At 59.3% G+C, this 22,763-nt stretch carries 25 protein-coding genes; 8 read left to right on the forward strand and 17 right to left on the reverse strand.

Translation table 11 applies throughout. The features are described from left to right. Window positions 1-180 (forward strand): hypothetical protein (locus ACOYNV_RS07440; RefSeq protein WP_422899124.1); only part of this gene is annotated, 180 nt, incomplete at its 5' end. A 105-nt stretch (window positions 181-285) separates the two neighbouring features. Here the strand turns inward: ACOYNV_RS07440 and ACOYNV_RS07445 are convergent. Continuing rightward, window positions 286-1,146: a tyrosine-type recombinase/integrase gene (locus ACOYNV_RS07445; protein WP_422899125.1), complete on the reverse strand. Its 861-nt coding sequence runs from the start codon at window positions 1,144-1,146 to the stop codon at window positions 286-288. A gap of 264 nt (window positions 1,147-1,410) precedes the next feature. Between ACOYNV_RS07445 and ACOYNV_RS07450 the strand changes: the two genes are divergently transcribed. The 7 genes from ACOYNV_RS07450 to ACOYNV_RS07480 all read left to right on the forward strand — a co-directional run bounded on the left by ACOYNV_RS07450 (window position 1,411) and on the right by ACOYNV_RS07480 (window position 8,951). Then, entirely contained in the window at window positions 1,411-1,572 is a 162-nt protein-coding gene (locus ACOYNV_RS07450; RefSeq protein ID WP_422899126.1) for a hypothetical protein, read from the forward strand. A 96-nt stretch (window positions 1,573-1,668) separates the two neighbouring features. Beyond that, the gene (locus ACOYNV_RS07455; RefSeq protein WP_422899127.1) at window positions 1,669-3,495 is read left to right on the forward strand and encodes an NAD(P)H-dependent oxidoreductase subunit E; all 1,827 of its coding nucleotides are present in this window, start codon (window positions 1,669-1,671) and stop codon (window positions 3,493-3,495) included. Then, window positions 3,492-4,220, forward strand: a complete 729-nt coding sequence (locus ACOYNV_RS07460; RefSeq protein WP_422899128.1) for a 2Fe-2S iron-sulfur cluster-binding protein — start codon at window positions 3,492-3,494, stop codon at window positions 4,218-4,220. Before ACOYNV_RS07455 ends, ACOYNV_RS07460 begins: the two co-directional genes overlap by 4 nt. 1 nt (window position 4,221) lies before the next feature. Continuing rightward, window positions 4,222-4,776 carry an NADP oxidoreductase gene (locus ACOYNV_RS07465; protein ID WP_422899129.1) on the forward strand — a complete coding sequence of 185 codons (555 nt, stop codon included), beginning with the start codon at window positions 4,222-4,224 and terminating at the stop codon, window positions 4,774-4,776. Between the two features lie 171 nt (window positions 4,777-4,947). Beyond that, a complete protein-coding gene (locus ACOYNV_RS07470) occupies window positions 4,948-6,438 on the forward strand; it encodes a Ni/Fe hydrogenase subunit alpha (protein ID WP_422899130.1) in 1,491 nt (496 codons plus the stop codon). Further along, complete coding sequence (locus ACOYNV_RS07475) at window positions 6,438-6,938, forward strand: hydrogenase maturation protease (protein ID WP_422899131.1); 501 nt, start codon at window positions 6,438-6,440, stop codon at window positions 6,936-6,938. Before ACOYNV_RS07470 ends, ACOYNV_RS07475 begins: the two co-directional genes overlap by 1 nt. A 219-nt stretch (window positions 6,939-7,157) precedes the next feature. Then, window positions 7,158-8,951 (forward strand): GspE/PulE family protein, encoded by a 1,794-nt coding sequence (locus tag ACOYNV_RS07480; RefSeq protein WP_422899132.1) that lies wholly within the window; start codon window positions 7,158-7,160, stop codon window positions 8,949-8,951. Between the two features lie 136 nt (window positions 8,952-9,087). Here the strand turns inward: ACOYNV_RS07480 and ACOYNV_RS07485 are convergent, their stop codons facing one another. The 16 genes from ACOYNV_RS07485 to ACOYNV_RS07560 all read right to left on the reverse strand — a co-directional run bounded on the left by ACOYNV_RS07485 (window position 9,088) and on the right by ACOYNV_RS07560 (window position 22,745). Beyond that, window positions 9,088-9,771: a hypothetical protein gene (locus ACOYNV_RS07485; protein WP_422899133.1), complete on the reverse strand. Its 684-nt coding sequence runs from the start codon at window positions 9,769-9,771 to the stop codon at window positions 9,088-9,090. Beyond that, window positions 9,744-10,085, reverse strand: a complete 342-nt coding sequence (locus tag ACOYNV_RS07490) for a DUF5615 family PIN-like protein (protein WP_422899134.1) — start codon at window positions 10,083-10,085, stop codon at window positions 9,744-9,746. Before ACOYNV_RS07490 ends, ACOYNV_RS07485 begins: the two co-directional genes overlap by 28 nt. After that, a complete protein-coding gene (locus tag ACOYNV_RS07495) occupies window positions 10,082-10,309 on the reverse strand; it encodes a DUF433 domain-containing protein (RefSeq protein ID WP_422899135.1) in 228 nt (75 codons plus the stop codon). The genes ACOYNV_RS07490 and ACOYNV_RS07495 overlap by 4 nt, the downstream gene beginning before the upstream one ends. A 72-nt stretch (window positions 10,310-10,381) precedes the next feature. Further along, window positions 10,382-10,810: a DUF1841 family protein gene (locus ACOYNV_RS07500; protein WP_422899136.1), complete on the reverse strand. Its 429-nt coding sequence runs from the start codon at window positions 10,808-10,810 to the stop codon at window positions 10,382-10,384. Then, window positions 10,791-11,921 (reverse strand): FIST C-terminal domain-containing protein, encoded by a 1,131-nt coding sequence (locus tag ACOYNV_RS07505; protein WP_422899137.1) that lies wholly within the window; start codon window positions 11,919-11,921, stop codon window positions 10,791-10,793. The genes ACOYNV_RS07500 and ACOYNV_RS07505 overlap by 20 nt, the downstream gene beginning before the upstream one ends. Then, window positions 11,918-12,574: an endonuclease III gene (gene nth / locus ACOYNV_RS07510; protein WP_422899138.1), complete on the reverse strand. Its 657-nt coding sequence runs from the start codon at window positions 12,572-12,574 to the stop codon at window positions 11,918-11,920. Before nth ends, ACOYNV_RS07505 begins: the two co-directional genes overlap by 4 nt. After that, window positions 12,571-13,251 (reverse strand): electron transport complex subunit E, encoded by a 681-nt coding sequence (locus ACOYNV_RS07515; protein ID WP_422899139.1) that lies wholly within the window; start codon window positions 13,249-13,251, stop codon window positions 12,571-12,573. Before ACOYNV_RS07515 ends, nth begins: the two co-directional genes overlap by 4 nt. Window positions 13,252-13,440: 189 nt before the next feature. Then, a complete protein-coding gene (rsxG, locus tag ACOYNV_RS07520; RefSeq protein WP_422899140.1) occupies window positions 13,441-14,097 on the reverse strand; it encodes an electron transport complex subunit RsxG in 657 nt (218 codons plus the stop codon). Next, the gene (locus ACOYNV_RS07525) at window positions 14,094-15,110 is read right to left on the reverse strand and encodes an RnfABCDGE type electron transport complex subunit D (protein WP_422899141.1); all 1,017 of its coding nucleotides are present in this window, start codon (window positions 15,108-15,110) and stop codon (window positions 14,094-14,096) included. The genes rsxG and ACOYNV_RS07525 overlap by 4 nt, the downstream gene beginning before the upstream one ends. After that, on the reverse strand, window positions 15,107-16,801 hold the full coding sequence (gene rsxC / locus ACOYNV_RS07530; RefSeq protein WP_422899142.1) for an electron transport complex subunit RsxC: 1,695 nt from the start codon (window positions 16,799-16,801) through the stop codon (window positions 15,107-15,109). The genes ACOYNV_RS07525 and rsxC overlap by 4 nt, the downstream gene beginning before the upstream one ends. A 187-nt stretch (window positions 16,802-16,988) precedes the next feature. Next, a complete protein-coding gene (gene rsxB / locus ACOYNV_RS07535) occupies window positions 16,989-17,531 on the reverse strand; it encodes an electron transport complex subunit RsxB (protein ID WP_422899143.1) in 543 nt (180 codons plus the stop codon). 13 nt (window positions 17,532-17,544) lie between these two features. Further along, the gene (gene rsxA, locus ACOYNV_RS07540) at window positions 17,545-18,129 is read right to left on the reverse strand and encodes an electron transport complex subunit RsxA (protein ID WP_422899144.1); all 585 of its coding nucleotides are present in this window, start codon (window positions 18,127-18,129) and stop codon (window positions 17,545-17,547) included. Between the two features lie 105 nt (window positions 18,130-18,234). After that, window positions 18,235-19,293, reverse strand: coding sequence for a quinone-dependent dihydroorotate dehydrogenase (locus ACOYNV_RS07545; protein ID WP_422899145.1), 1,059 nt, complete (start codon window positions 19,291-19,293; stop codon window positions 18,235-18,237). Window positions 19,294-19,489: 196 nt separating this feature from the next. Continuing rightward, on the reverse strand, window positions 19,490-22,243 hold the full coding sequence (locus tag ACOYNV_RS07550) for a DEAD/DEAH box helicase (RefSeq protein ID WP_422899146.1): 2,754 nt from the start codon (window positions 22,241-22,243) through the stop codon (window positions 19,490-19,492). After that, window positions 22,240-22,539, reverse strand: a complete 300-nt coding sequence (locus tag ACOYNV_RS07555; protein ID WP_422899147.1) for a type II toxin-antitoxin system RelE/ParE family toxin — start codon at window positions 22,537-22,539, stop codon at window positions 22,240-22,242. The genes ACOYNV_RS07550 and ACOYNV_RS07555 overlap by 4 nt, the downstream gene beginning before the upstream one ends. Beyond that, window positions 22,539-22,745, reverse strand: a complete 207-nt coding sequence (locus ACOYNV_RS07560) for an addiction module protein (RefSeq protein ID WP_422899148.1) — start codon at window positions 22,743-22,745, stop codon at window positions 22,539-22,541. Before ACOYNV_RS07560 ends, ACOYNV_RS07555 begins: the two co-directional genes overlap by 1 nt. Between the last annotated feature and the right edge of the window lie 18 nt (window positions 22,746-22,763).

The raw sequence follows: 22,763 nt of genomic DNA on the forward strand, positions 1-22,763 counted from the left end.
ATCAATGCAGGTGAGAAGATAAAATCGGGAAGTTATTTCGTAGCCGTTCCTAAGCAGCCCCTCAGTTTTCACGGGTGGCTGACTCCATCGTCGAGTAGACCGGTTTCTCTCAATGAAGTCCGCGCTATCCACCTGTCGACACTTTTATTGGACGCCTCGCCGCACGCGGCTACTACGTGATCGCAAACGATTTTGCTGTGCATCATTAATTGTCACCAAGCCCCTCACAGAACCGTGCTTGCGCTATTAACGCACACGGCTCCTCATTAGAACCATTTCACAGAGTTAGAACAGATTGACCATGATTCTCGGTGTCGGCAATGAATAGCGAGCTAACAGCTTTCCAAATTTCGCCCAACTGTAACACCCCGACTTGCCTCGCCGATTCAGCCATTCGTAGAGTATGCCCCGCACTTCATAGTCATAGTAATAGGCGCATAAACCACGTGGCGCGGTGTGACGCACGAAAACCGCACGACTCTCCGTCTTGGGACGTTCATGCTTCAGGTAAGCGGCGATGGCCTTGCCCGTGGTTGCCGGCAATGGCATCGCATCGTCGCGGCGACTCTTGGTGTGACGGAGCGTGATCGTACCGGCACGCCAGTCGATGTCGTCAAGGCTGATTCGAGCGACCTCGCCGCTTCGTAGCCCGAGATCGAGCGCACAACGCACAATGGCGTCAGCCCGCCGCATGGAACGACCGGGTTGGCCGAGCGACTTCACCAACTGTTCCACTTCTTCGGCCGTCAGAGTCTTGGGTAACGATGACAGTTGCCAGTTGGCGGGGTAGGACAGCACACCAACCAACCCATGTACCGCATTGCCACGTGTTGCACGGTAGCGAAAGTAACCGCGCAACGCCGCAACGACTGTTCCGGCATTCGCCGGCTTGCTGTAAAGCTTGGCCTGCTCTGCGAAGAACCGTCGTACATGGTCTGGTTTGATCGCAGATATCTTGATGGGACCATCGCAGAATTGAGAAGTCAGTAGCCGACTGACAATCCGCAAGTTCATGCTCCGAGTCTTGGGTGCCAGGCCGCGTACGTGATCCATATACTCGCCGTAGCGATTCAGTTCTTTGTCCGCCAGACTCCGCCTTGCCTTTGGCCGAGAAACGATACTTATGTCATGCAGTTTGAGTTTCATGATGATCTCCTTATGAGGGACCATCACTGCACCTTTCCGAAAAAACCATGTCCAGATCTACATCAAACTACTGCAACGTATCCCTTGCTACAATTGGTCCGTACGGTTTCCAAGAACACCGACTACACATAGTTTCAAACTGTGCATAGGGTCGAAAGTGGCCGGTTTCGCAGCAATTCCAGATGTATAACTGTTTGCGCATTTCGGCAGTTTCCGACCACAGTACCCAAAGCGATAAAATCAATCGGCCCCTGGATTCCAACCATGCGCAAATTTGTTGATGGTCAAAAAACCCGGCAAAAATTTGGCGTTTCCAACCACGTTTTGTCTATACCGTATTTTGATGTGCAATTATTTGATGTAGAATTTATTTCGATGGCTGGTTCGAGGCCAAGCCCTGAGTTGAGCCGGCCAAGGTGGATGTGATGCAAGGCGCGGGGGCACGTATGTTGCCAGGCAAACTGGCGGTGCCGCAAGCACTTGATTCGTAGTTTCCGAAGTCGAATGGCGGAGGTCTTGTTCATGCTAGATTCCAACCACAGTTCCTATCTGGATCCGATCCTGATCCGCCATGCTCATCAGCCCCGGAATCTGGTGCAGATTCTGCGTGAAGCGCAGGAACATTTCGGCTACCTGCACCCCGATGCCATTGATTACCTGAGTGAAAAGCTCAAATGGCCACGCGCCAGGATCGAAGGCGTAGCGGGCTTTTATTCCTTTCTCCATCTGCAGCCCTGCGGCAAATACCGTGTACTGTTCTCCGACAACATTACCGACCGCATGCTGGGCAATCAGGCGCTGATGGAACGTATGTGCCGCAATCTGTGGGTCGAACCGGGCAAGATTTCGGAAGATGGCCTGGTCAGCATCGATACCACCTCGTGCACCGGCATGTGCGACCAGGGTCCGGCGCTACTGGTCAATGGGCGTGCAATCACCCGCCTGTCGGCCGAACGAATCGACCGTATCTGCGAACTGATTCGCGCCAATACGCCGCTTACAGACTGGCCACCAGAGTATTTCGTGGTTGAAGACAATATCCGTCGGCGGGATGTGCTGCTCTCCGGTGACTGGCATGTGGGTGAGGCGATCAGGGCCGCCATCGCGCGCGGCGCCGAGGCAATGATGGCCGAAATGAAGCTCTCAAATCTGCGCGGACGCGGCGGCGCCGGTTTTACCACCGCCATCAAATGGGAATCGGCGCGGGTCGCCCCGTGCCAACCAGACAATCCGATGCGTTACATCATCTGCAATGCCGACGAAGGTGAACCGGGTACTTTCAAAGACCGTGTTCTCCTGACCAGCTATGCCGATCTGGTCTTCGACGGCATGACCGTGGCCGGTTTCGCCGTTGGCGCAGCGAAAGGCCTGGTTTACCTGCGCGGCGAATACCTTTATCTGCTGCCGGCTTTGCAGGCCAACCTTGACGGACGACGCTGCAATGGCCTGCTCGGTACGGCGGTGTGCGGGCAGGCGGGCTTCGACTTCGATATTGAAATTCATGTCGGCGCGGGCGCTTATGTCTGTGGCGAGGAAACGGCGCTGATCGAATCGCTTGAAGGCAAGCGGGGTGTGCCGCGGGTACGCCCGCCTTTCCCCGTAACCTACGGTTATCTTGGGCAGCCGTCGGTGGTGAATAACGTCGAAACGCTGTGCAAGGCGGCGCTCATCGCGCAGAAGGGTGGCGCCTGGTATGCCAGTCTGGGCACCAAGCAATCAACCGGCACCAAATTGCTGTCCATTTCCGGCGATGTCGAAAATCCAGGGATTTACGAGTATGCCTTCGGCGTCTCGGTGACCCAGGTTCTCAACGACTGCGGTGCCGGTAACGCGCAAGCGGTGCAAGTCAGCGGCGCTTCCGGTATCTGCCTGGCAACGCACGAGTTTGCCCGGCATATCTCGTTTGAAGATGTACCGACGGCCGGCGCCTTCATGGTCTTTGGCGCACATCGCGACATGTTTGAAGTGGCGCGAAATTTTTCCCACTTTTTTGCCCACGAAAGTTGTGGTTTCTGCACACCGTGCCGTGTCGGGACTACATTGGTAGCCAATTTCATGGACAAGATCGCCAATGAACATGGTTCGCAGTACGAGATCAACGAGATTTTCAAGATTCACCGCCTGATGAATGTGGCGAGCCATTGCGGACTGGGGCAGGCTGCGTGCAATCCGATCATCGATACCTTGCTGAAGTTCCGGCCGGCTTACGAGCGGCGATTGCGCTCACTCGACTTCGAGCCGTCCTTCGATCTTGATGAAGCGCTGGCGGCGGCCCGCCAGATGACCGGGCGCGACGATCCGGGCGCACACTTCGGTCTGCAGGCCAGGGAACAGGGGGTTCAATCATGAAACAGGCCACGATGTTGCTGGATGGCATGCCGGTACCTTTTGAAGAAGGTCAGACGATCATGGACGCCGCCATGGCGGCCGACATTTTCATCCCGCACCTGTGCCACCACCCGGAATTCAAGCCGCAGGGCAGTTGCAAACTATGCACTGTCAAGGCCAATGGCCGCTACGTTTCTTCCTGCACCATGCACCCCAAGGACGGCATGGAGGTCGAGAACAACACACCGGATCTGAACGACAAGCGACGGACGATGTTGCAGATGCTTTTCGTCGAGGGCAATCATTTCTGTCCTTCGTGTGAAAAGAGCGGCAACTGCATGCTGCAGGCGCTGGCTTACGAACTCGAAATGCTGACGCCGCATTTCGACCAGTTCTACCCGGATCGCCCGCTCGATGCTTCGCACCCGGATGTCCTGCTCGATTTCAATCGCTGCATTCTTTGCGAGTTGTGCGTGCGCGCCAGTCGCGATGTCGACGGCAAGAACGTCTTCGCGCTTTCGGGTCGTGGCATGACCAAGCATCTGATCGTCAATGCCAAATCCGGCCGACTGGCCGATACGAATTTTTCGCTGCTGGACCGTGCGGCGCATGTCTGCCCGGTCGGCGTCATACTTGAAAAGCGCAAGGGTTTTGCCGTGCCTATCGGCAAGCGCCTGTTCGATGAAAAGCCGATTGGACAGCAGATGGAACGTCTGGCAGGACGCACCTCAAAAGTGGAGGGTTGAGATGGACGCCGTACTGGAAAAAAAGAAACTCCGACTTGCCACTACCTCGCTGGCTGGTTGCTTTGGCTGCCACATGTCAGTTCTCGATATCGACGAGCGCCTGCTCAAGCTCCTCGAACTGGTCGAGTTCGATCGCATGCCGCTTACCGACATCAAGCACTGCGGTCCGTGCGACATCGGCCTGATCGAGGGCGGTGTGTGCAATGCCGAGAATGTGCATGTGTTGCGCGAGTTCCGGCAGAACTGCAAGATCCTGATCGCTCTCGGTGCCTGCGCGGTCAATGGCGGGCTGCCTGCGCAGCGCAACCATCTTGACCTCGGGCAATGCCTGCAGGAGGTTTATCTGACCGGCGAAGGCATCGTCAACGGGCAGATTCCCAACGACCCGGAGTTGCCGCTGCCGCTCGACAAGGTTTATCCGATCCACGAAATCGTCCGCATCGACTATTTCATTCCCGGTTGCCCACCCTCGGGCGACGCGATCTGGAAGTTTCTGACCGATCTGCTCGAAGGGCGGACACCTCGCCTGGGCCATCCGATGTTGCATTTCGATTGAATGACGGAGAGCCTGTGACAATTTTAAGAATCCACCGCAGAGGCACAGAGGCGCAGAGGTTTCGCAGAGAAAACCTTTTTGCGAAGCGGGAGTTTTCTCCGCTTTTTCTCTGCGCCTCTGCGTCTCTGCGGTGGGTGTTCAGCCATTCCCTCACAACTTCTGAGAGAAATCATGAGCTTTGAACTGGAAACTGCTTCCGCCGATCCGAAGACACTGCGCCGTGTTGCCATTGACCATGTGTCGCGTGTCGAGGGGCATGGCAAGGTGACCTTGCTGCTCGATGAAAACGATGAAGTGCAGCAGGTACGCCTGCATATCGTCGAATTCCGTGGCTTCGAAAAATTCATTCAGGGCCGCCCCTACTGGGAAGTGCCGGTGATGGTGCAGCGCCTGTGCGGCATCTGTCCGGTATCGCACCATCTGGCCGCCTCCAAGGCACTCGATTGGGTGGTCGGTGCACCGCAACTGACCCCGTCGGCCGAGAAACTGCGCCGCCTGATGCATTACGGCCAGATTCTGCAGTCGCATGCGCTGCATTTCTTCCACCTGTCCTCGCCCGATCTGTTGTTTGGTTTTGACAGCGAGGTCGGCAAGCGCAATATTGTCGGGGTCGCCGCGGCGTATCCCGAGGTCGCCAGGAAAGGCATTTTGCTGCGCAAGTTCGGCCAGGAAGTGATTCGCCTGACCGCCGGAAAACGCATCCATGGCACCGGCGCCATTCCGGGTGGCGTCAATCGCTCGCTCAGCCGCGAAGAGCGCGACGGGCTACTGGCGGATATCCAGCAGATCATCAACTGGAGCCGCGAAGCGGTGCAGATGGCCAAGGGCCTGCATACAGCCAACCCCGAGTTGTACGACGAATTCGGCACCTTCCGGTCAAATATCCTGTCGATCGTCGGCGCGAATGGCGCGCTCGACTTCTACGACGGCAAACTGCGCGCGCGTGATGCCGACGGCAAGATCATCGTCGATGGCGCCGATGTGCAGTGCTACCACCAGTTGATCCGCGAGGAAGTCAAACCGTGGAGCTACATGAAGTTTCCCTTCCTGGCTTCGCTTGGCCCCGAGGCCGGGTGGTACAAGGTGGGGCCGCTGGCACGCGTGCAGAACTGCGATTTCATCCCGTCACCCCGCGCCGAATCCGAGCGCCTTGAGTTTCTGGACTACGGCAAGGGCAGTTTGATCCACGCACCACTGGCCTATCACTGGGCGCGCATGATCGAAATGCTGCATGCCGCCGAAACGATCAAGAAGCTGTTGCAGGACAACGACCTCTCGGGCACCGATCTGGTCGCTTCCGGCCCGCATCAGCGCGAGGGCGTCGGCGTCATCGAGGCGCCGCGCGGCACTCTGATTCATCACTACCACGTTGATGAGAATGATCTGGTGACCATGTGCAACCTGATTGTGTCGACCACGCACAACAATCAGCCGATGAACGAAGCCGTTCGCCGCGTCGCCAGGCGTTATCTGAATGGCCGCAAGCTGACCGAAGGCTTGCTCAATCATATTGAAGTGGCGATTCGCGCTTTCGATCCCTGCCTCTCCTGCGCCACTCACGCGATGGGCAAAATGCCGCTGGAAATCAAGTTGCTGGATGTCGAGGGGCGTGAAGTCAGCCGCATCACCAAGTCCGGCGATGGCGAATTTTGCCAAGGGTGATGCCAAAGCCGATCTTGCTGCTGGCGATCGGCAATGAAAGCCGTGGCGACGATGCCTTGGGTCCATTTTTGGCCCGTCGCTTGCAAACCTGGCTGGAAAGCATCGGCATGGACAGCCAGGTCGAGATCATCGAGGAGTTCCAGTTACAGATCGAGCACACGCTGGATATCAAGGATCGCCAACTGGTGCTGTTCATCGATGCCGGGCAAGGGACGCCGGTGCCGTTCAATTTTCATGAAGCCCGAGCGAAGCGAATGGATGGGCACAGCACGCATTCTGTAGCACCGGAATCCTTGCTCGGTCTTTATGTCACCGTGAACGAAGCGTCCCCGCCACCGGCTTTCATCCTCTGTCTGGCCGGGGTGAGCTTTGAACTGGGCGCCCCTCTTTCTGCCATGGCGGCTTTGCATCTGGATCAATGCTTCGCCTATTGCCAGCGATTGTTTCACCAGCCGACGCTGCTGTCCTGGCGAGACAAAGTGATTGTGGATGGTAGCTAACCACACTCTGGGCGCTGAGCAATCCTCCAGGCCCCGCGGGCTCTCGCCTGCGCCGTGTCGCCGTGGTTAGAACTGCGGTTTTGAGGATAACCCGACTCGCCCTCTATCGCCTTGATCTCGAGGAGAGAAAAAATTTACCGAGGTCTTTCCCTCGTTGCCATTGAGCCGCCTGTGGCTTGTCGGGTATAGTCTCCGATTGACTTCATTGGAATGTTCCTGATGCCCGATCCGATGGTGAATAACGTGCCTGACCATCGACTGACGGTGGCGGAAGTTCTCGGTTTGCTGGTGGCCGATGGTCTCGTCGACAATACCGAAGCCGCCGCGCTGGTTGCCGAGTGTCGGCTGAAGCGTCTGGTCGCACATCCTCTGGTGATTGTCGCTGACCGGAAGTGGAAATCGCTGCTGGCGCCCTTTCGGATTCTGACTCTGGAGGATATTTCAGAATGGTATGCCGCCAAAATCGGTCTGGAGTATTACCACATCGACCCGCTGAAAATCGATTTCACGGCCGTGACGGATGTCATGTCGAGCGCCTATGCGACGCGCTTTGGCATTCTTCCGGTGCAAGTGACCTCGCTGGAAGTCGTTTTTGCGACAACCGAACCTTATCTGCGGGACTGGGAAAAAGAGATCAGGCCGATTGTAAAAAAGAACATCCGCAGAGTGTTTGCCAACCCGGTCGATGTGGCACGCTATCTGATCGAGTTTTACAACCTTGCGCGCTCGGTCAAGAAGGCTACGCAAGCTGGTGGGCAAAGCGCCGGGCTGTCTTCTTTCGAGCAACTTGTCGAGTTGGGTCGCAGCAATCGACAATTTGACGCCAACGATCAGCACATCGTCAATATCGTCGATTGGCTCTGGCAGTACGCTTTCGACCAGCGCGCCAGCGACATTCATATCGAGCCCCGGCGTGAACTGGGGATTGTGCGTTTTCGCATCGACGGGGTGTTGCATCAGGTTTACCAGATACCGATGAGCGTGATGGCGGCGATGGTCAGCCGCATCAAGATCCTTGGGCGCATGGATCTGGTCGAAAAGCGACGGCCTCAGGATGGGCGCATCAAGACGCGAACGGCCGACGGGCAGGAGGCGGAAATGCGCCTATCGACGCTGCCGACGGCTTTTGGCGAAAAGCTGGTGATGCGGATTTTCGACCCCGAAGTGCTGGTACGAAATTTTACCGATCTCGGTTTTTCTGAAGAGGATCAGACGCGCTGGAAGTCGATGTCGGAAAGCCCCAACGGCATCATTCTGGTCACCGGCCCAACCGGATCTGGAAAAACGACAACGCTCTACTCGACGCTCAAACACTTGGCCACGCCAGCGGTCAACGTGTGCACCATCGAAGATCCAATAGAAATGGTCGAAGGTGCATTCAACCAGATGCAGGTACAGAGCTCGATCGACCTGGATTTCGCGCAAGGCGTGCGGGCGCTGATGCGGCAAGACCCGGACATCATCATGGTCGGCGAAATCCGTGATCTGGAAACGGCCGAAGTGACCGTCCAGGCGGCGCTGACCGGCCACTTGGTGCTGTCCACGCTGCACACCAATGACTCTCCTGCGGCGGTAACGCGCCTGCTCGATCTGGGCGTTCCCTCGTATCTGATCAGCGCCACGGTACTGGGCATCATGGCGCAGCGTCTGGTGCGTGTACTCTGTCCGCATTGCAAGAAGGCCAATCCGGCGACTGCCGACGATGAAGCCATGTGGGATCGCCTGGTCGCCCCGTGGAAAGCCAATCGCCCCAGTCAGTTCCATCATTCGGTGGGTTGTCTTGAATGTCGCATGACCGGTTATCGCGGGCGCGTCGGGCTCTATGAAATATTGATGCTGTCGCCGGACATGAAGCAGGCGATCAGCGATAACGCCGATGTGGCCAAGATTCGCGATCTGGCCTACCGCGAAGGCATGAAACCGTTGCGTATCTCCGGCGCAATGAAGGTAGCGGCCGGCACCACGACGCTCGCCGAAGTATTCAAGGTCGCACCTCCGTCCGAGCGCGCCTGATTTTAATGCTCCATACAACCGGGCTGTAGAGCTTATGGAATGGCGATCTGCAAGCGATGTGCCCTGAGAGCAAGCATTCATGCGGATCTCCAGATGCATGTGCTGAAGATTGCCTATCCATGCGCCTTGCAGGGCATCAGTAGCGATAGCCGCCATGGATGAACGGTGGCCAGCGGCCGACGAGGCTTTCCAGCAATTCCAGTTCTTCGTCGCTGTGGTTGATCACCGAGGCATCGACCGTCATCGGCATCGACGAATCGCGGTAAATATAGAGCGGATGGTCGTGATGCTTTGTCTCGATACGTTCGACGTGATTCGGGTCGGCGGCGAGAATCAGATCCGCCGCGCCATAGCACAGGCAGAAGTACACCCGCCTGGGCTCGGATTCGATGTAGCAACCGGTGCCGCGAATGCCGATCGTGGCCGTCGCTGTCTCCAGTTTCTTGTTGCCTTTGCCGAATACCGAGAGGATCTTGCCGGTCAGTACGCGCATTACGTCTGCGCTGACGCCGGAGAAACTCACTGTACTGCTTTCCCTTTGCAGATAGGCGTCCTTGCCGATGACGTAAATGGCCTCGCTGTCGGAGTCAGTGTTGATCGTGTCACCGGTTCCGACGGACATCCCGGGCCGGGCCGCTTTGCCGTTGATGGTGACAATTCCCGTAACCTTTTGCACACCGGGAGCGATGGGTTTTTCCCCATTGGCCAAGGCATCGCGGATCAGGCCACTGAGGCCTGCGCTGCCGAGCAAGCCGGCGGCGGCGAAGTGTTTCAGCAACTGGCGGCGACGGTTTATTTTACTGAGGTCAATTCGAGGCATGCCAATTCATCCGAGAGTAGTAGGTGTTCAATTTGAGACATATTGGAACAAAGCAGGTTCAGTACGGCGGCCTTGGATTGATTCGGAATTCTCAGCCATATTAATTGAGGAGGGTGGCCAAGCAAGGTAGACAGTTCGCTGAAGTCAGCGTCGCGACTTACGATCACAAAACCATTGTTACGGGCAAAGTTCCAAATTTCGCGGTCGGTAGCCCTTTCCAAACCGAGCAGGCTTACTTGCGAACTGCCAGGGTAGTCAGCTTGCAGAAAAGGGATCAGGCGCCGCGAAAGATACTCGTCCAGCAGCAACTTCATTGCACGGCGAGGGAGTAATGGTTGTGCTCTCTTTGCGCGGCAAAGGCCAGGCAAGCACGAATATCCGCCACTTCCAGTTCGGGGTAGTCTTCAAGTATCTCGGCCTCGCTCATGTCGTCCGCCAGCATCGCGAGAACATCATAGACGGTGATGCGCAGACCCCTTATGCACGACCGTCCGCCACGTTTTCCAGCTTCCAGCGTGATTCTCGACAAGTCGGGCATGGATTTTCCTCCAATAACAATCGCCTCAACGTTACAGCAAGTCTCGTACCGGTCGAGTATATATTTTTGGTTTCAGCTTCCGGCAGCGCGCCGGACACATTCAAGATACTGCTCGCCGTCCATCGTGCCGCCCTCGCGCTGGGCGCGCCAGAGGGTTTCGCCCAGGCACTCCAGGATCGCGTGTTCGGCGTCGTGTACATCGAGCCGCTCGCGCAGGGTATGGTAGGCGGCGCGAATTCCCGGCGGCTGATCGATGCTGATCTGGTCGGCGATGGCCAGGTGCAGCGAAAGATGCAGAAAGGGGTTCATCTGCCCGCTTTCGGGGGTGAACTCCTGTTCGACGGCGGCCTCCGGATTGTCCAGCAGACCGTGGTATTCCGGATGCTCTTCGATCAGGTCGGCGGCAGTGGCTTCGGCACCTTCGAGGACCAGTCGCTGGCGATGTTTGCGCCAGGCTTCGCAGAAGAAGCGGCGAACCTGCTCACGTGATGGATTGAACATGGTCATCCTTGGTTTGCTTGCTGACCAGTGCGGTGACGACGCTGTTCTGTGTCTGCCGGTTCAGGCAATGCGCTCCCTGGGTCATCGGTGCAATCTGGCCGGTGCCGTAAGTGCCGAGTACGGGCAGGCCGGGGAAGCGTTCGCAAAGAACGTCCAGGTCGCGGTCATCGCCGCCGTAGAAATAGGGGCCGCGACCAATGCACGAAAACATCAGGGCGCAGGCAGGTTTGTCGGTCGTTTTGGCCAACTGATCGGCCAACTGATCAAGCGTTTGACGCATGTCGGCTTCGCTGCTGATCGGTTGCCGGATGGCCCAGGCCAGGAGTTGCCCCGGCAAGACACGTTCGGCCAGCGTCAGCGAGTTGTCGGGGTTGGCGGAAATGATGGGAATCGGGTGATAACGACCTTCGGCCAGCGCATTTCTGGTGTTGTTTTCGCCTTCCATCAGCACGGCGGTAACGTGATGCAACTGCAAGGCCGTGGGATGGCGCAGCGCGGCTGGCAGCAAGCGGTTCAGGCTTTTTAAAGCGGTTTGGCCACCAAGCTTTTCCAGGTCGAAGCCGTTGCTGCTGTCGACCACTTGCGCTTCGCCGAGCAGTTGCAATCCACTGGAAACCCCGATGTCCACCTTCGCGCCCAATAGTTGCACGCAACAGCGCTGTTGCTCGCTGAGCCGGCTCTGTTGCCAGACGAGCGCTTCGGCATAGCCTGCGTTGCCGGAGAAACTGCCGCCAAAACGAGGCCCGGTATTGCTCCACTCCGGCGGGAAGGTGCCCCCGGCATAGCTCAGCACCGGGTGCTTGCCGGCCTCCGGGTGACCCAGTGAAAGACCTCGGCCAAAAACCATGACCGCCGCTGCCGGGCGATCAAGGGTCCAGCCGGACTCGGTAAAAACCCCCGAGGCTATTCCACCGGCAACCTGGGTGCATTGAGCCGTGCGGGCGACGGCGGTTATGGTTTGCTGGGCGTGGCGGGAAAACTCGGGAGTCAGGAACAGCAGTACGCCATTGGCGTGCGTCAGCCCGGCCTTTTCGAGCGCCTGATGGACAGCCTCTTCAGCAAGCTGGGGCAGCGGGTCATTGCCTGAAACAAGGGCGGTAGCGACGGTCATCTTGGCGTGGCTTCTTTATAGGGATCAGTTTTCTCTTTGTATTCGCACAGGTCGGCGATGGCGCAGTGCCAGCATTCCGGCTTGCGCGCCTTGCAAACGTAGCGCCCGTGCAGGATCAGCCAATGATGGGCGTCCCGCTTGTACTCCTCTGGGACCGATTTTAGCAGCTTGAGTTCGACTTCAAGCGGTGTCTTGCCCGGTGCCAGTCTTGTCCGGTTGGCGAGGCGGAAGAGGTGTGTGTCGATAGCGATGGTCGGTTCGCCGAAGGCGATGTTGAGTACCACGTTGGCGGTCTTGCGGCCGACGCCGGGCAGCGCTTCGAGTTCTGCCCGGTCGTGCGGTACCTCGCCGCCATGGCGTTCGATAAGCTGGCGGCAGGTGGCAATCACATTCTTCGCCTTGGTCGGGTAGAGGCCGATGCGGTTGATGTATCCGGCCAGCCCGTCTACGCCGAGTAGAAGAATGGTTTGCGCCGTCGGCGCATCGGCAAAAAGCTGGCGCGTTGCCAGGTTGACGCTCATGTCGGTGGCTTGAGCCGAGAGGATGACGGCGACCAGCAACTGGAAGGTGGTCGCGTATTCGAGTTCGGTGGTGGGTGCCGGATTGGCCGCGTGCAGACGTTTGAATATTTCGGCACGCTTGGCCGCGTTCATTGTGCGGGTGCCGGCTCCGGCGCGCGGCGTTGCTGGCGCGCCGCAGCACGTGCCTCGACCCAGTTTTTCCAGGCGATCAGGCAGCCGAGCAGGATGAAGGCGCCGGGCGGCAGCATGGCCAGCAGCAGGCCGGGGTACTCTTTCGGGAGCAGTTGCAGCGGTTGCAGGCCGGGGAAAACCATGTCGATGCCCGAGAACAGCGTGCCACCACCGATAAATTCGCGCATGCCGCCGAGCAGCGCCAGCGTCCACAGCATGCCGACGCCCATGAAAATGCCGTCGAACATCGATTGCAGCGGCGGGTTTTTGTTGGCAAAGGCCTCGACGCGCGCCAGTACGATGCAGTTGGTGACGATCAACGGGATGAAAATGCCGAGTACCAGATACAGTTCATGCAGGTTGGCGTTGAATAGCAGATCAACTACCGTGACCAATGCGGCGACGATCAGGATGAATACCGGGATGCGGATTTCGTGCGGGATCAGGTTGCGCAAGCTGGCAATGGCCAGCCCGGAGATGGCCATGACCACGATGGTAGCCAGCGACAGCATCACGCCATTGACCAGATTGGTGGTAACCGCCAGCAGCGGGCACAGGCCGAGAATCTGGACGATGCTGGTGTTCTGTTTCCAGGCGCCATTGGCGGCGATCTGGCGGAATTCGTCACGGGTGATCATGGCTTCACTCCTTTTACATCGTTCTGCTCAGAGGTTGAAAAAAATGCCTGAACACCCACCGCAGAGGCGCAAAGGCGCAAAGGAAACGCAGAGGAACCCATTTTCTTAAGGTTTTCTCTGCGAAACCTCTGCGCCTTTGCGCCTCTGCGGGCGCGTAGCCTGGCCTCGGGCCATGGATTTTTAAGGTTTTCATTGCTTGTCGAAAAGCTGTTCGCGGTTCTCGGCGACATACAAGGCCGCCTTGCGTACCGCCTTGATCACGGCGCGCGGCGTAACGGTGGCGCCGGCCACCGAGTCGAAGTGCCCGCCATCCTTCTTCACCTTCCATTCGCGCTCGCCGGCAGACGTTGGCGTCAGACCGTTGAACTGGGTGATCCAGGGGCGCTCCTTGTTCTTGTCCTTCTTCGGCTCGATGTAATCGCCGAGTCCCGGCGTTTCCTTGTGCTGCGTTACGCGCACGCCGATCAATGCACCGTCGGCGCCAAGGGCGATGAGCAGGCGGATCTTGCCGGAATAACCGTCGGGGGCAACGGCTTCAAGCACCAGCGCGCTGGCCTTGCCGTCCTTGCGCGCCCGATAGGCCGTCGATTCTTCGTCAAGGCCGAGTGCGGCGCTTGGCGCGACTGGCACGGTATCTTTCAGCAGATCGTTGTCGTAGCGGTTGCGCGGCAGTACCTCGTCGATCAGCTTCATTTTTTCTTCGGCGGCAGCGGCCACGATGGTCGGCAGCGTCCACAAATAGGCGCTCGACAGCAAGCCGGTAAAGATGGCGACGAAGATGAACAGGATGATCGCCGTGCGGGCGGCCATCTTCGCTGCGGTAATCGGTTTGAGCGGAGGCGTCATTGCTTCTTCATGCCGAAAATGGGCGGCTGCGTGTAAAGATCGATCAGCGGTACGCAGATATTCATCAGCAGGATGGCAAAGCCGACGCCATCCGGGTAGCCGCCGAAAACGCGGATTACATAAGCCATTACGCCGGCCGCGAGGCCAAAGATCAGCTTGCCCCTGGGCGTCGTACAGCCGGAAACCGGGTCGGTGACTATGAAGAAGGCGCACATCATGGCACCGCCCGAGAACAGGTGGAAGACCGGGTTCACGAACTGATCCGGATTCCACAGCCAGAGCCCGCCAGCCAGCAGCGAGAGCCCGGCAATGAAGCCGAAGGGCGCGTGCCAGCTGATGACCCGGCGTTGCCAGAGCCACAGTCCACCGATCAGATAGCCGGCGGCGACCCATTCCCAACCCTTGCCGGCAAAACGGCCAAAGACGCGCGTATCGGCCAGGATGGCGGCGACCGAGGTTTGGCCTTCGCCGAGCTTGAGCGCGGTTTTCAGCGCGTCGAGCGGGGTGGCACCGCTCATTGCATCGAGGCGCGGAGCGATGCCGAAGACCAGCGCCAATTGTTGGCTGAAGTCGGCCTTCAGGTCGATCTCCGGCCACTGCGACATCAGTGCCGGGAAGGAAACGATGCACACGGCGAAGGCGATCATGGCCGGGTTGAACGGGTTCTGGCCGAGTCCGCCGTAGAGATGTTTGGCGACGACAATGGCGAACAGTGCGCCGACGACAAGCAGCCACCAGGGGGCGAGCGGCGGCAGGGCCAGCGCGATCAACCAGGCGGTGACGATGGCACTGCCGTCGCCCAGAAACAGGCTTGGCGGCTTGTCGAGCAGCTTCAGCATGAAGGCTTCGGCAAGCAGTGCAGCAGCGGTGGTAATGGCGATCTGCACCAGGACAATCGGCCCGATCAGCCATACGTAGGCGGCGATGGCCGGCAGCAGCGCGGCCAGCACCTGCAGCATGACACGCCTGACGCTGACGTTCTGGACGAGATAGGGCGGGGTGGTGAAGTTCATGTTGTTGGCGGTGTCTCCGGGCTCGAAGCGGTTTGTTCCAATGCGCTGCGGCGTGCTTCAATTTCAGCGATTTCCTTGCGCTGGGCGATGCTCAGGGCGTCGGTATTCTTCGGTTGCACGCTTCCACGTTGCTGCCGGGCACGTTCCATGGCGGCGGCGATGGCCGCTTTCTTGGCCGCTTCGGGATCGACGGGTGCTGCGGCTGCAGGGGGCGTTGCAGCTTCGCCGGAAGGCGTTTCGCTGCTAACCGCGGTGACCTTCTTGGCGGCAGCCGCCTTGGCCAGACGTGCGGCTTTTTCGGCTTTCTCGCGTTCGTCGCGCTCGTTACGGAATTCGAAGCGTGCCTTGGCCGCATCGGCCATGTTCTTGTCCCGTTCTCGCGACCAGATCTCGCTCTTGGCGAAGCGGAAGTATTGCACCAGCGGGATGTGCGAGGGACAGACGTAGCTGCAGCAGCCGCATTCGATGCAGTCGAAGATGTTGTATTCCTGCGTCTTGCCGAAGTTCTTGGCGCGCGCGAACCAGTACATTTCGAAAGGCTGCAACTCGTGCGGGCAGACGTCGGCACAGGCGCCGCAGCGGATGCACGGCATTTCCGGCGGCGCCGGCGGGAACAGCGCCGGCGATCCGGCGATGATGCAATTGGTGGCCTTGACCAGCGGCGCGTCGAGGCTGGGCAGGACAAAGCCCATCATCGGGCCACCCATCAGGTAACGGTCGGTATCGGGTTTTGGCTTGCCGAGCGCAACGAAGTCCCTGAGCGGGGTGCCGAACATCACCTCCCAGTTGCGCGGCTGTTCGACGTTGCCGGTGAGGGTGACGATGCGCGAGAGCACCGGTTCGCCGTGGGCCAGAGCACGCCAGGCGGTGTAGGCGGTCGCCACATTGAAACACTGCACGCCCATTTCGGGCGAGCGCTTGCTGGCCGGGACTTCCTTGCCGGTCAGAACGCGGATCAATTGCTTGGCGCCACCGGCCGGGTAGCGTGTCGGTACGGCAATGACCTCAAAGTTTTCACCGAGCTTTTCGACGGCTACTTTCATGGCCGCAACGGCTTCCGGCTTGTTGTCCTCGATGCCGATCAGTACCCGCTTGGGGTTGAGCAGGTCACGGAAAATTCCCGAGCCAAGAACGATGCCTTCAGCACGCTCGCGCATCAGGATATCGTCGCAGGTCATGAACGGCTCGCACTCGCCGCCGTTGATCACCAGCGCATCCATCGGCACCGATTTTGCGGCGGTGAGCTTGGCATGGCTGGGAAATACGGCGCCACCGAGGCCGACCACGCCGGAATCGCGCAGGATCTCGCGCACGCGCTCTGGAGCCAGTGTCTTGTAATCGACCGGCGTGCGCTCGATCCACTCGTCGCGGCCGTCGGTTTCGATGACCACCGAGAGCGTCGGCAGCCCGGAAGGATGCGCGGCGATGCGCTCCTCGACCGCCAGCACGGTGCCGGAGGTGGGTGCGTGAACCGCCGAGGAAATCCACTTGTCGGCCTTGCCGATCAACTGGCCCTTGAGGACGCGTTCGCCAGCTTCAACCAGGGGATTGGGTATGCCGCCAATGCTTTGGTGGAGCGGGACGATCAACAGCGGAGACAACGGCGCAATCCCGATCGGCAACTGCACCGAAGGTGTCTTTTTTGGGTCGGGCTTGACGCCGCCCTTGAATTTGAAAAGTTGCTGGAGCATTCGGTTTGTCGCTGGCGGTCTCAGAGGCTGTGAAAAAATGCTTTAACACCCACCGCAGAGGCGCAAAGGCGGCGCGAAGCCTCCCTGAAGAGGGACAGAGGCAACGCAGAGAAAACCTTTGGGAATGCGGTAATTTCTCTGTTTTTCCTCTGCGCCTCCGCGCCTCTGCGGTGGATTTTCTGGTTCTTCATGCCACTCTTTTCAACTCGATCACCGGATATTTCCATTTCCAGCTATCGATGTTCTCGGTGATGGTTTCCATGCGAATGCATTCCACCGGGCAAGGTTTGAGGCACAGCTCGCAGCCGGTGCACAACGACTCGACGACGGTATGCATCTGCTTGGCGGCGCCGACGATAGCGTCCACCGGGCAGGCCTGGATGCACAGCGTGCAGCCGATGCAGGTCTGCTCGTCGATGATGGCGACCTGCTTGGGTTTCTCTTCCGCGTCGAGCGGTTTGACTTCGCGCCCGAGCAGGTCCGCCAGCTTGCGCACGCCTTCCTGGCCACCGGGCGGGCACAGATTGATCTCGGCTTCGCCTTCGGCAATGGCCTCGGCGTAGGGCTTGCAGCCGGGATAGCCGCATTGTCCGCATTGCGTTTGCGGCAGGATGGCCTCGATTTTTTCCACCAGCGGGTTGCCTTCGACCTTGAACTTGATCGAGGCGTAACCCAGCGCGGCGCCGAGGACGATGGCGCCGAGTGCCATGATGAGGATGGCGGTGATCATCGGGTGCGCATCATTATTGGTACTTGTCCAGGCCGGCAAAGCCCATGAAGGCGAGACTCATCAGCCCGGCGGTGACCATGGCGATGGCAACGCCGCGGAAATAGACTGGAACGTCGGCGCCTTCCACACGTTCGCGAATCCCGGCAAAGAGAACCAGCACCAGCGAGAAACCGATGGCGCTCCCAGCGCCGAAAAGTAGCGATTCGACGAAGTTGTATTTGTTGGCAACGTTGAGCAGCGGCACGCCGAGTACCGCGCAGTTGGTGGTGATCAGCGGCAGATAGATGCCGAGCACCTGATGCAGGACCGGGCTGGTTTTCTGGATCACCATCTCGGTCAACTGGACGATGGCGGCAATGGTGACGATGAATGAAAGGGTACGCAGGTATTCCAGCCCGAACGGCATCAGCAGGTAGTGGTCGATGACATAACTGGCGCCGGTGGCCACGGTGAGCACGAAGGTGGTTGCCGCGCCCATGCCGAAGGCCGTTTCCACTTTCTTGGAAACACCCATGAACGGACACAGGCCAAGAATTTTCACCAACACGACGTTGTTGACCAGAACAGCGCCAATGATGATGAACAAATAATGGGTCATGGTTCGCGTGGCAAGGCAGGAAAAGGCTGCATGGGCGGCTAGGGCTTCAAAGCCCCGGAATTATCCCCTTTTGCCGGGGGGCGTTCAACCCTCTTCGAAGTGACGCTATGCCAGCGCCGGCGCCCGCTTTGGGTTGTTGAATCGGGCCAGTGCCGCTGCCGCTTCGGCGACCAGCGCTGGACCGCGATAGATGAAACCCGAATAAATCTGCACCAGACTGGCGCCGGCTTCGATTTTGGCGACCGCGTCGGCGCCGCTCATGATGCCGCCGACGCCGATGATCGGCACTTCTCCGGCCAGAGCGAGGGAGAGCTTTCTCAATACCGCCGTCGATCGCTCGAAAACCGGCGCACCCGAAAGTCCGCCGGTTTCGTCGGCATTCGGCAGGCCCTGTACCCCGTCGCGCGAAAGCGTCGTATTGGTCGCAATCACGCCGTCCATGCGATGCTGGCGCAGCAGGTAGGCAATCGACTCAATCTGGGCGTCTTCCAGATCCGGGGCGATTTTCAGCGCCAGTGGAACGTACTTGCCGTACTTGTCGGCCAGCCGCTGCTGTTCGGCCTTCAGCCGGCCAAGCAGCGCGTCAAGCGCATCGTCCTTCTGCAACTCGCGCAGATTCTTGGTGTTCGGGCTGGAAATATTGACGGCGACATAGCTGGCCACGGTATAGACCCGTTCCAGGCAGATCAGGTAGTCGTCGGCCGCTTTCTCGATCGGCGTATCGAAATTCTTGCCGATGTTGATGCCGAGAATGCCGCCGCGCTTGGGGAACTGCGCCGTCGAGATGTTGGCCAGCAACTGGTCGACGCCCTGGTTGTTGAAGCCCATGCGATTGATGATCGCCTGTTTTTCCGGGATGCGGAACATGCGCGGTTTCGTGTTGCCAGGTTGCGGGCGCGGCGTGACGGTGCCGATCTCGATAAAGCCAAAGCCAAGTCCAGCCAAGGCATCGACGTGCTCGCCGTTCTTGTCCAGCCCGGCCGCCAGCCCGACCGGATTGGGGAAACGCAGCCCCATCACGGTAACCGGAGCAGGCGGTATCGGCTTGGCCAGCAGGCAGGCAATCCCCGCACGGTTAAGGAAATCGACGCCGGACATCCCCAAGCCGTGGGCGATTTCGGGGTCGATCGAGAAGAAAACCTTGCGGATCAGGGAATAAAGCATCGGCGGATTTTACCTTAAGGGGCCTGTCAGCGGGCTTATTGCACCCTGCCAGGCTGAAAGCCTTGCCAATTGGCGATGTACAAGTATACAAGCCGAAGAGCCAATGAATACGCCACTCTTCAGACTTATTGCTTGTAGATCGCCTATTCATAAGGCCTATAGCCATTCGGTGTAGAATTCTCCGCAACTCATGCCATCACAGCAAAGCCTCAATCCAGTCCCAGCGCTTCTCTTTCACCATCACGAAGCGGCAGCGGCCGTCGGAAAGCCCGGCCCATAAACCACCGATCAGACGGTCATCTTCGGCCGCCAGCCAGCGGTCGGCGCCTTTGTACTCGACGGCGAGGACGGCGCCCGGCTGCTCGCCTGCGCCGGGCAACTGGCACAGGAAGTCGGGGTAGAAACGGCCATCGGCTTTCTGCAGGAAGAAGGAGCTACCTTCGCGGCGCACCAGGTTGCGCACCCAGAAGCGGAGCAGCCCTTTCTGGGCCTGCCCGTCCAGCCAGCAGGCGCATTCGAACTCTTCCTTGCTGTCGAAGTCGCCGATGCGACCGTAGTAGTGCTTGCGGAAATCGAAGCTGCCAAAAATCGACCGCTTGGGATCGTAGTCGCGGCTCGGTGCGTAAGCCTGCGGGTGGAAGTCGAAGGCATAAACATCGCTGACCGCCACGCGCGATGCGGCCTCATCGCCAAACAACACCTGCTGAAAGGCTTTGCCGACCGCTTGCTTGCGCAATTCCCGGATGCGCGCCTCGATCAGGTTGCGGATCTGGAATTTCTGCAGATTGACACGGGCCAGAGTGAAATTTTCCCGGCGTAGTAGCTCGCTCAGCCACGCGGCAACAAAGGCCTGCTTGGCGGCATGGGTGAGCGACGGCTCCGGCAGATTACGGCACAGCCAGGTCGCCAGGCGCACGAGGTCCCAGTTTTCCGGCTGGTAAGCCAGGCCAAGATCGCGTTGCAGTTCGGGCAGAAAACGCGAAACGACCCGTCCGGAGGTCGAGTCCACGTCGATTTCCCCGCCCTCCGAAACCTTCAAACCGGCACCTAGCGCGCTCAGATTGTCCGCGGTAGGCGCCGCATCGTAAGGCGAGAGATCCCACGGATATTCCAGCACCTCCGGGTCGTCGAACAATACAAACTGGCTCCCCGCCTTGCTCCCCTCTCCCGCTCGCGGGAGAGGGGTTGGGGGAGAGGGCAAGCGCAGAGCCAGTTGCGGAATGCGGAAGCGTTCCCCCAGTTCCGCCGGTGTCTGGAAAAATTCGATCGCCGTTGTCCGGCTCACCTCTGCCGCTTGCACAATGGCCGCCAGCGCCGCTTCAGAGTTCACCGAAACCTTCAGCGCGTCCGTTTCATCCTCGCTCAGCGGCGCAATAAGGGTCAGGGTATTGAGCTGGCCATCCCAACTCAGCTTGTCGCGGATCGGCTTCGGCAGGCGCTGGAGATCGGGCTTCTCGGTTAAAACCACCGGCACCGGCTTGAACAGCACACGGCCACTTTCCAGATCGAGCCGCGCCTGGTCATGATTGGCGGCGGTGACGAACTCACTCACCTCGCGCCGCTCGAAACCGGCGCCGGCCACCAGACGGTCACGCAACGCGCTCGCCGTTTCCGCAAAGTTGCGCGACACCACGAAGGCATACGACTGATTGAGCGGCCGGTTCACCCGATGGCTGGCGCCCGGCTGGCGCAGCACGCGGCCCAGCAACTGCTCGACCGCCGTCGCCGAATGCAGCGAGGCCATGCTGACCAGGATGTAGGCAAACGGGCAATCCCAGCCCTCGGCCAGCGCCTTCTGCGTGATGACGAACTTTACCGGGCAGTTCGGGTCGGCAATGCCCAGCGTGAAGTCGGCATCGATCTTCTCCAGCCCCTTTTCCTCGCTGGTGGCGACGATGATTTCATTGGCCGGAATGCGCTGGTTGCTAATCAACTCCTGGCGCACCCGCTCGAAATCCAGCGTCTCAATACCGGCCCGACGCGGTTCGGACTGGATCAGCACAATCGGGCGCAAATAAGCGGCACCGGTCCGGCGCTCCTCGTCGGCCAGCTTATGCAGCGCCTCGCGGCGGCCGATGGCATCGGCCAGGCACTGCTGCCAGTCCGGCTCGGTTTCCAGCACCACCGGCAGTTTGATCATTTCCTCCGCCTTCAATTCGGCGGCCGAAACGCTGTGCAGCACGTTCGACGGCGTGCGCTCCAGATCGGGTGTCGCCGTCAGCTCCAGCACCCCGCTCGGGCGAAAGCGCGCCAGCATGTCGAAGGCCAGCTCGGTACGGCTGTTATGCGCCTCATCGACGATCACGAAAGGCCGGCGCAGGCGCAGCACGTTGGCCAAAGAGAAGGGCGTCGTCTGCCCGGCGCCCTCACCGTCCTTGAGCAACTCGCCACGCTGCACCGGCGCCAGGTTGTCGAAATGGTGCATCAGCGCGCCGCTCGATTGATACACCTTGCGGCACTCCTCATCCTCCACCTGAAACGCCTGCCGGGTGGCGACGATGATCGTCGTCGAAGTATCCAGCACGGCGCGCGTCACGCTTTTCGCCTCGTCCAGATCGAGCACCGTCAGCGGCCCGGCTTCGCGCAAGGCCGCGTGGTAAGGGTGCTGGCGATTTTTCAAGGCACGCAGCGTCTGGTCGCGGATCGGTTTGCTCGGCACCAGCCACAGGATCACGCTGTGTTCGCCACGCAACAGATGCGTATTGGCCAGCGCCACGCTCTTCGCCGCCAGCCAGGTCTTGCCGCCGCCGGTCGGCACGCGCAGGCAGAAATACGGCATGTCAGCCGGGAAACCCGCCAGCGGGTTATAAGCCAGACCGCGCCCCCACAGGCGTTCGGTGGTCGCGGTAAAGGCTATCGACGGCGAGGGCAGCTCATGACAGGCCTTGAAAAACGCCTCGACGCTCTCAAGCACCTGCGACTGGTAGGTTTTCGGGGAGAAGGCGGTCATGACGATTCCGTGCGGTCGATCCAGTAATCGGGCTCACGATGCTGGTGCGCCAAGGCAATCACATAGAGATGATCGGTTTCCACCGAGTACAGCAATTTGTAGGGAAAGCGGCTCAATGTCAGCCTTCGAATATCGCCATGTTCAATGGGGCAGGATAGCGGCCAGGCACGAATGCGCGGCAGGGCAGAACGGATTTCCTTGCGCAAATGCACCCCAAGCCCTGGCTCTTGCCGGTTGTAATAACGTTCGGCCTCCTCCAGTTCCAGCTTCGCTTCGGGGGAAAAAATCAGGCGCATCAGAACTCCCCGAAAATATCTTCGGCCGGGATGCCCTTTACCTTGCCCGCACGGTACGCAGTGAGGCGCTTTTCGGCTTCTTCCTGCCAAATGCGGTCAATTTCCGGGTTGGGGCGGTCGAGGCTGTGCAGAATTTTCTCTACCACATCGAATCGCTCAGACGGTTTGAGCTTGATCGCCTGCGCGATGATTTCTTCCGTTCTCATGAGAATCTCCTTTCAAAG

Origin of the sequence: Propionivibrio sp., from assembly GCF_049316945.1 — a bacterium.
GTDB lineage: Bacteria > Pseudomonadota > Gammaproteobacteria > Burkholderiales > Rhodocyclaceae > Propionivibrio.

Coding starts and splice junctions, on each gene's coding strand:
- rsxA (WP_422899144.1), bottom strand. CDS start 18,129: ATGACCCATTATTTGTTCATCATCATTGGCGCTGTTCTGGTCAACAAC.
- rsxG (WP_422899140.1), bottom strand. CDS start 14,097: ATGACGCCTCCGCTCAAACCGATTACCGCAGCGAAGATGGCCGCCCGC.
- ACOYNV_RS07515 (WP_422899139.1), bottom strand. CDS start 13,251: ATGATCACCCGTGACGAATTCCGCCAGATCGCCGCCAATGGCGCCTGG.
- ACOYNV_RS07470 (WP_422899130.1), top strand. CDS start 4,948: ATGAGCTTTGAACTGGAAACTGCTTCCGCCGATCCGAAGACACTGCGC.
- ACOYNV_RS07450 (WP_422899126.1), top strand. CDS start 1,411: ATGCGCAAATTTGTTGATGGTCAAAAAACCCGGCAAAAATTTGGCGTT.
- ACOYNV_RS07495 (WP_422899135.1), bottom strand. CDS start 10,309: ATGCCCGACTTGTCGAGAATCACGCTGGAAGCTGGAAAACGTGGCGGA.
- rsxB (WP_422899143.1), bottom strand. CDS start 17,531: ATGATCACCGCCATCCTCATCATGGCACTCGGCGCCATCGTCCTCGGC.
- ACOYNV_RS07490 (WP_422899134.1), bottom strand. CDS start 10,085: ATGAAGTTGCTGCTGGACGAGTATCTTTCGCGGCGCCTGATCCCTTTT.
- ACOYNV_RS07560 (WP_422899148.1), bottom strand. CDS start 22,745: ATGAGAACGGAAGAAATCATCGCGCAGGCGATCAAGCTCAAACCGTCT.
- ACOYNV_RS07505 (WP_422899137.1), bottom strand. CDS start 11,921: ATGACCGTCGCTACCGCCCTTGTTTCAGGCAATGACCCGCTGCCCCAG.
- nth (WP_422899138.1), bottom strand. CDS start 12,574: ATGAACGCGGCCAAGCGTGCCGAAATATTCAAACGTCTGCACGCGGCC.
- ACOYNV_RS07445 (WP_422899125.1), bottom strand. CDS start 1,146: ATGAAACTCAAACTGCATGACATAAGTATCGTTTCTCGGCCAAAGGCA.
- ACOYNV_RS07555 (WP_422899147.1), bottom strand. CDS start 22,539: ATGCGCCTGATTTTTTCCCCCGAAGCGAAGCTGGAACTGGAGGAGGCC.
- rsxC (WP_422899142.1), bottom strand. CDS start 16,801: ATGCTCCAGCAACTTTTCAAATTCAAGGGCGGCGTCAAGCCCGACCCA.
- ACOYNV_RS07545 (WP_422899145.1), bottom strand. CDS start 19,293: ATGCTTTATTCCCTGATCCGCAAGGTTTTCTTCTCGATCGACCCCGAA.
- ACOYNV_RS07485 (WP_422899133.1), bottom strand. CDS start 9,771: ATGCCTCGAATTGACCTCAGTAAAATAAACCGTCGCCGCCAGTTGCTG.
- ACOYNV_RS07480 (WP_422899132.1), top strand. CDS start 7,158: ATGCCCGATCCGATGGTGAATAACGTGCCTGACCATCGACTGACGGTG.
- ACOYNV_RS07475 (WP_422899131.1), top strand. CDS start 6,438: ATGCCAAAGCCGATCTTGCTGCTGGCGATCGGCAATGAAAGCCGTGGC.
- ACOYNV_RS07525 (WP_422899141.1), bottom strand. CDS start 15,110: ATGAACTTCACCACCCCGCCCTATCTCGTCCAGAACGTCAGCGTCAGG.
- ACOYNV_RS07455 (WP_422899127.1), top strand. CDS start 1,669: ATGCTAGATTCCAACCACAGTTCCTATCTGGATCCGATCCTGATCCGC.
- ACOYNV_RS07465 (WP_422899129.1), top strand. CDS start 4,222: ATGGACGCCGTACTGGAAAAAAAGAAACTCCGACTTGCCACTACCTCG.
- ACOYNV_RS07500 (WP_422899136.1), bottom strand. CDS start 10,810: ATGTTCAATCCATCACGTGAGCAGGTTCGCCGCTTCTTCTGCGAAGCC.
- ACOYNV_RS07550 (WP_422899146.1), bottom strand. CDS start 22,243: ATGACCGCCTTCTCCCCGAAAACCTACCAGTCGCAGGTGCTTGAGAGC.
- ACOYNV_RS07460 (WP_422899128.1), top strand. CDS start 3,492: ATGAAACAGGCCACGATGTTGCTGGATGGCATGCCGGTACCTTTTGAA.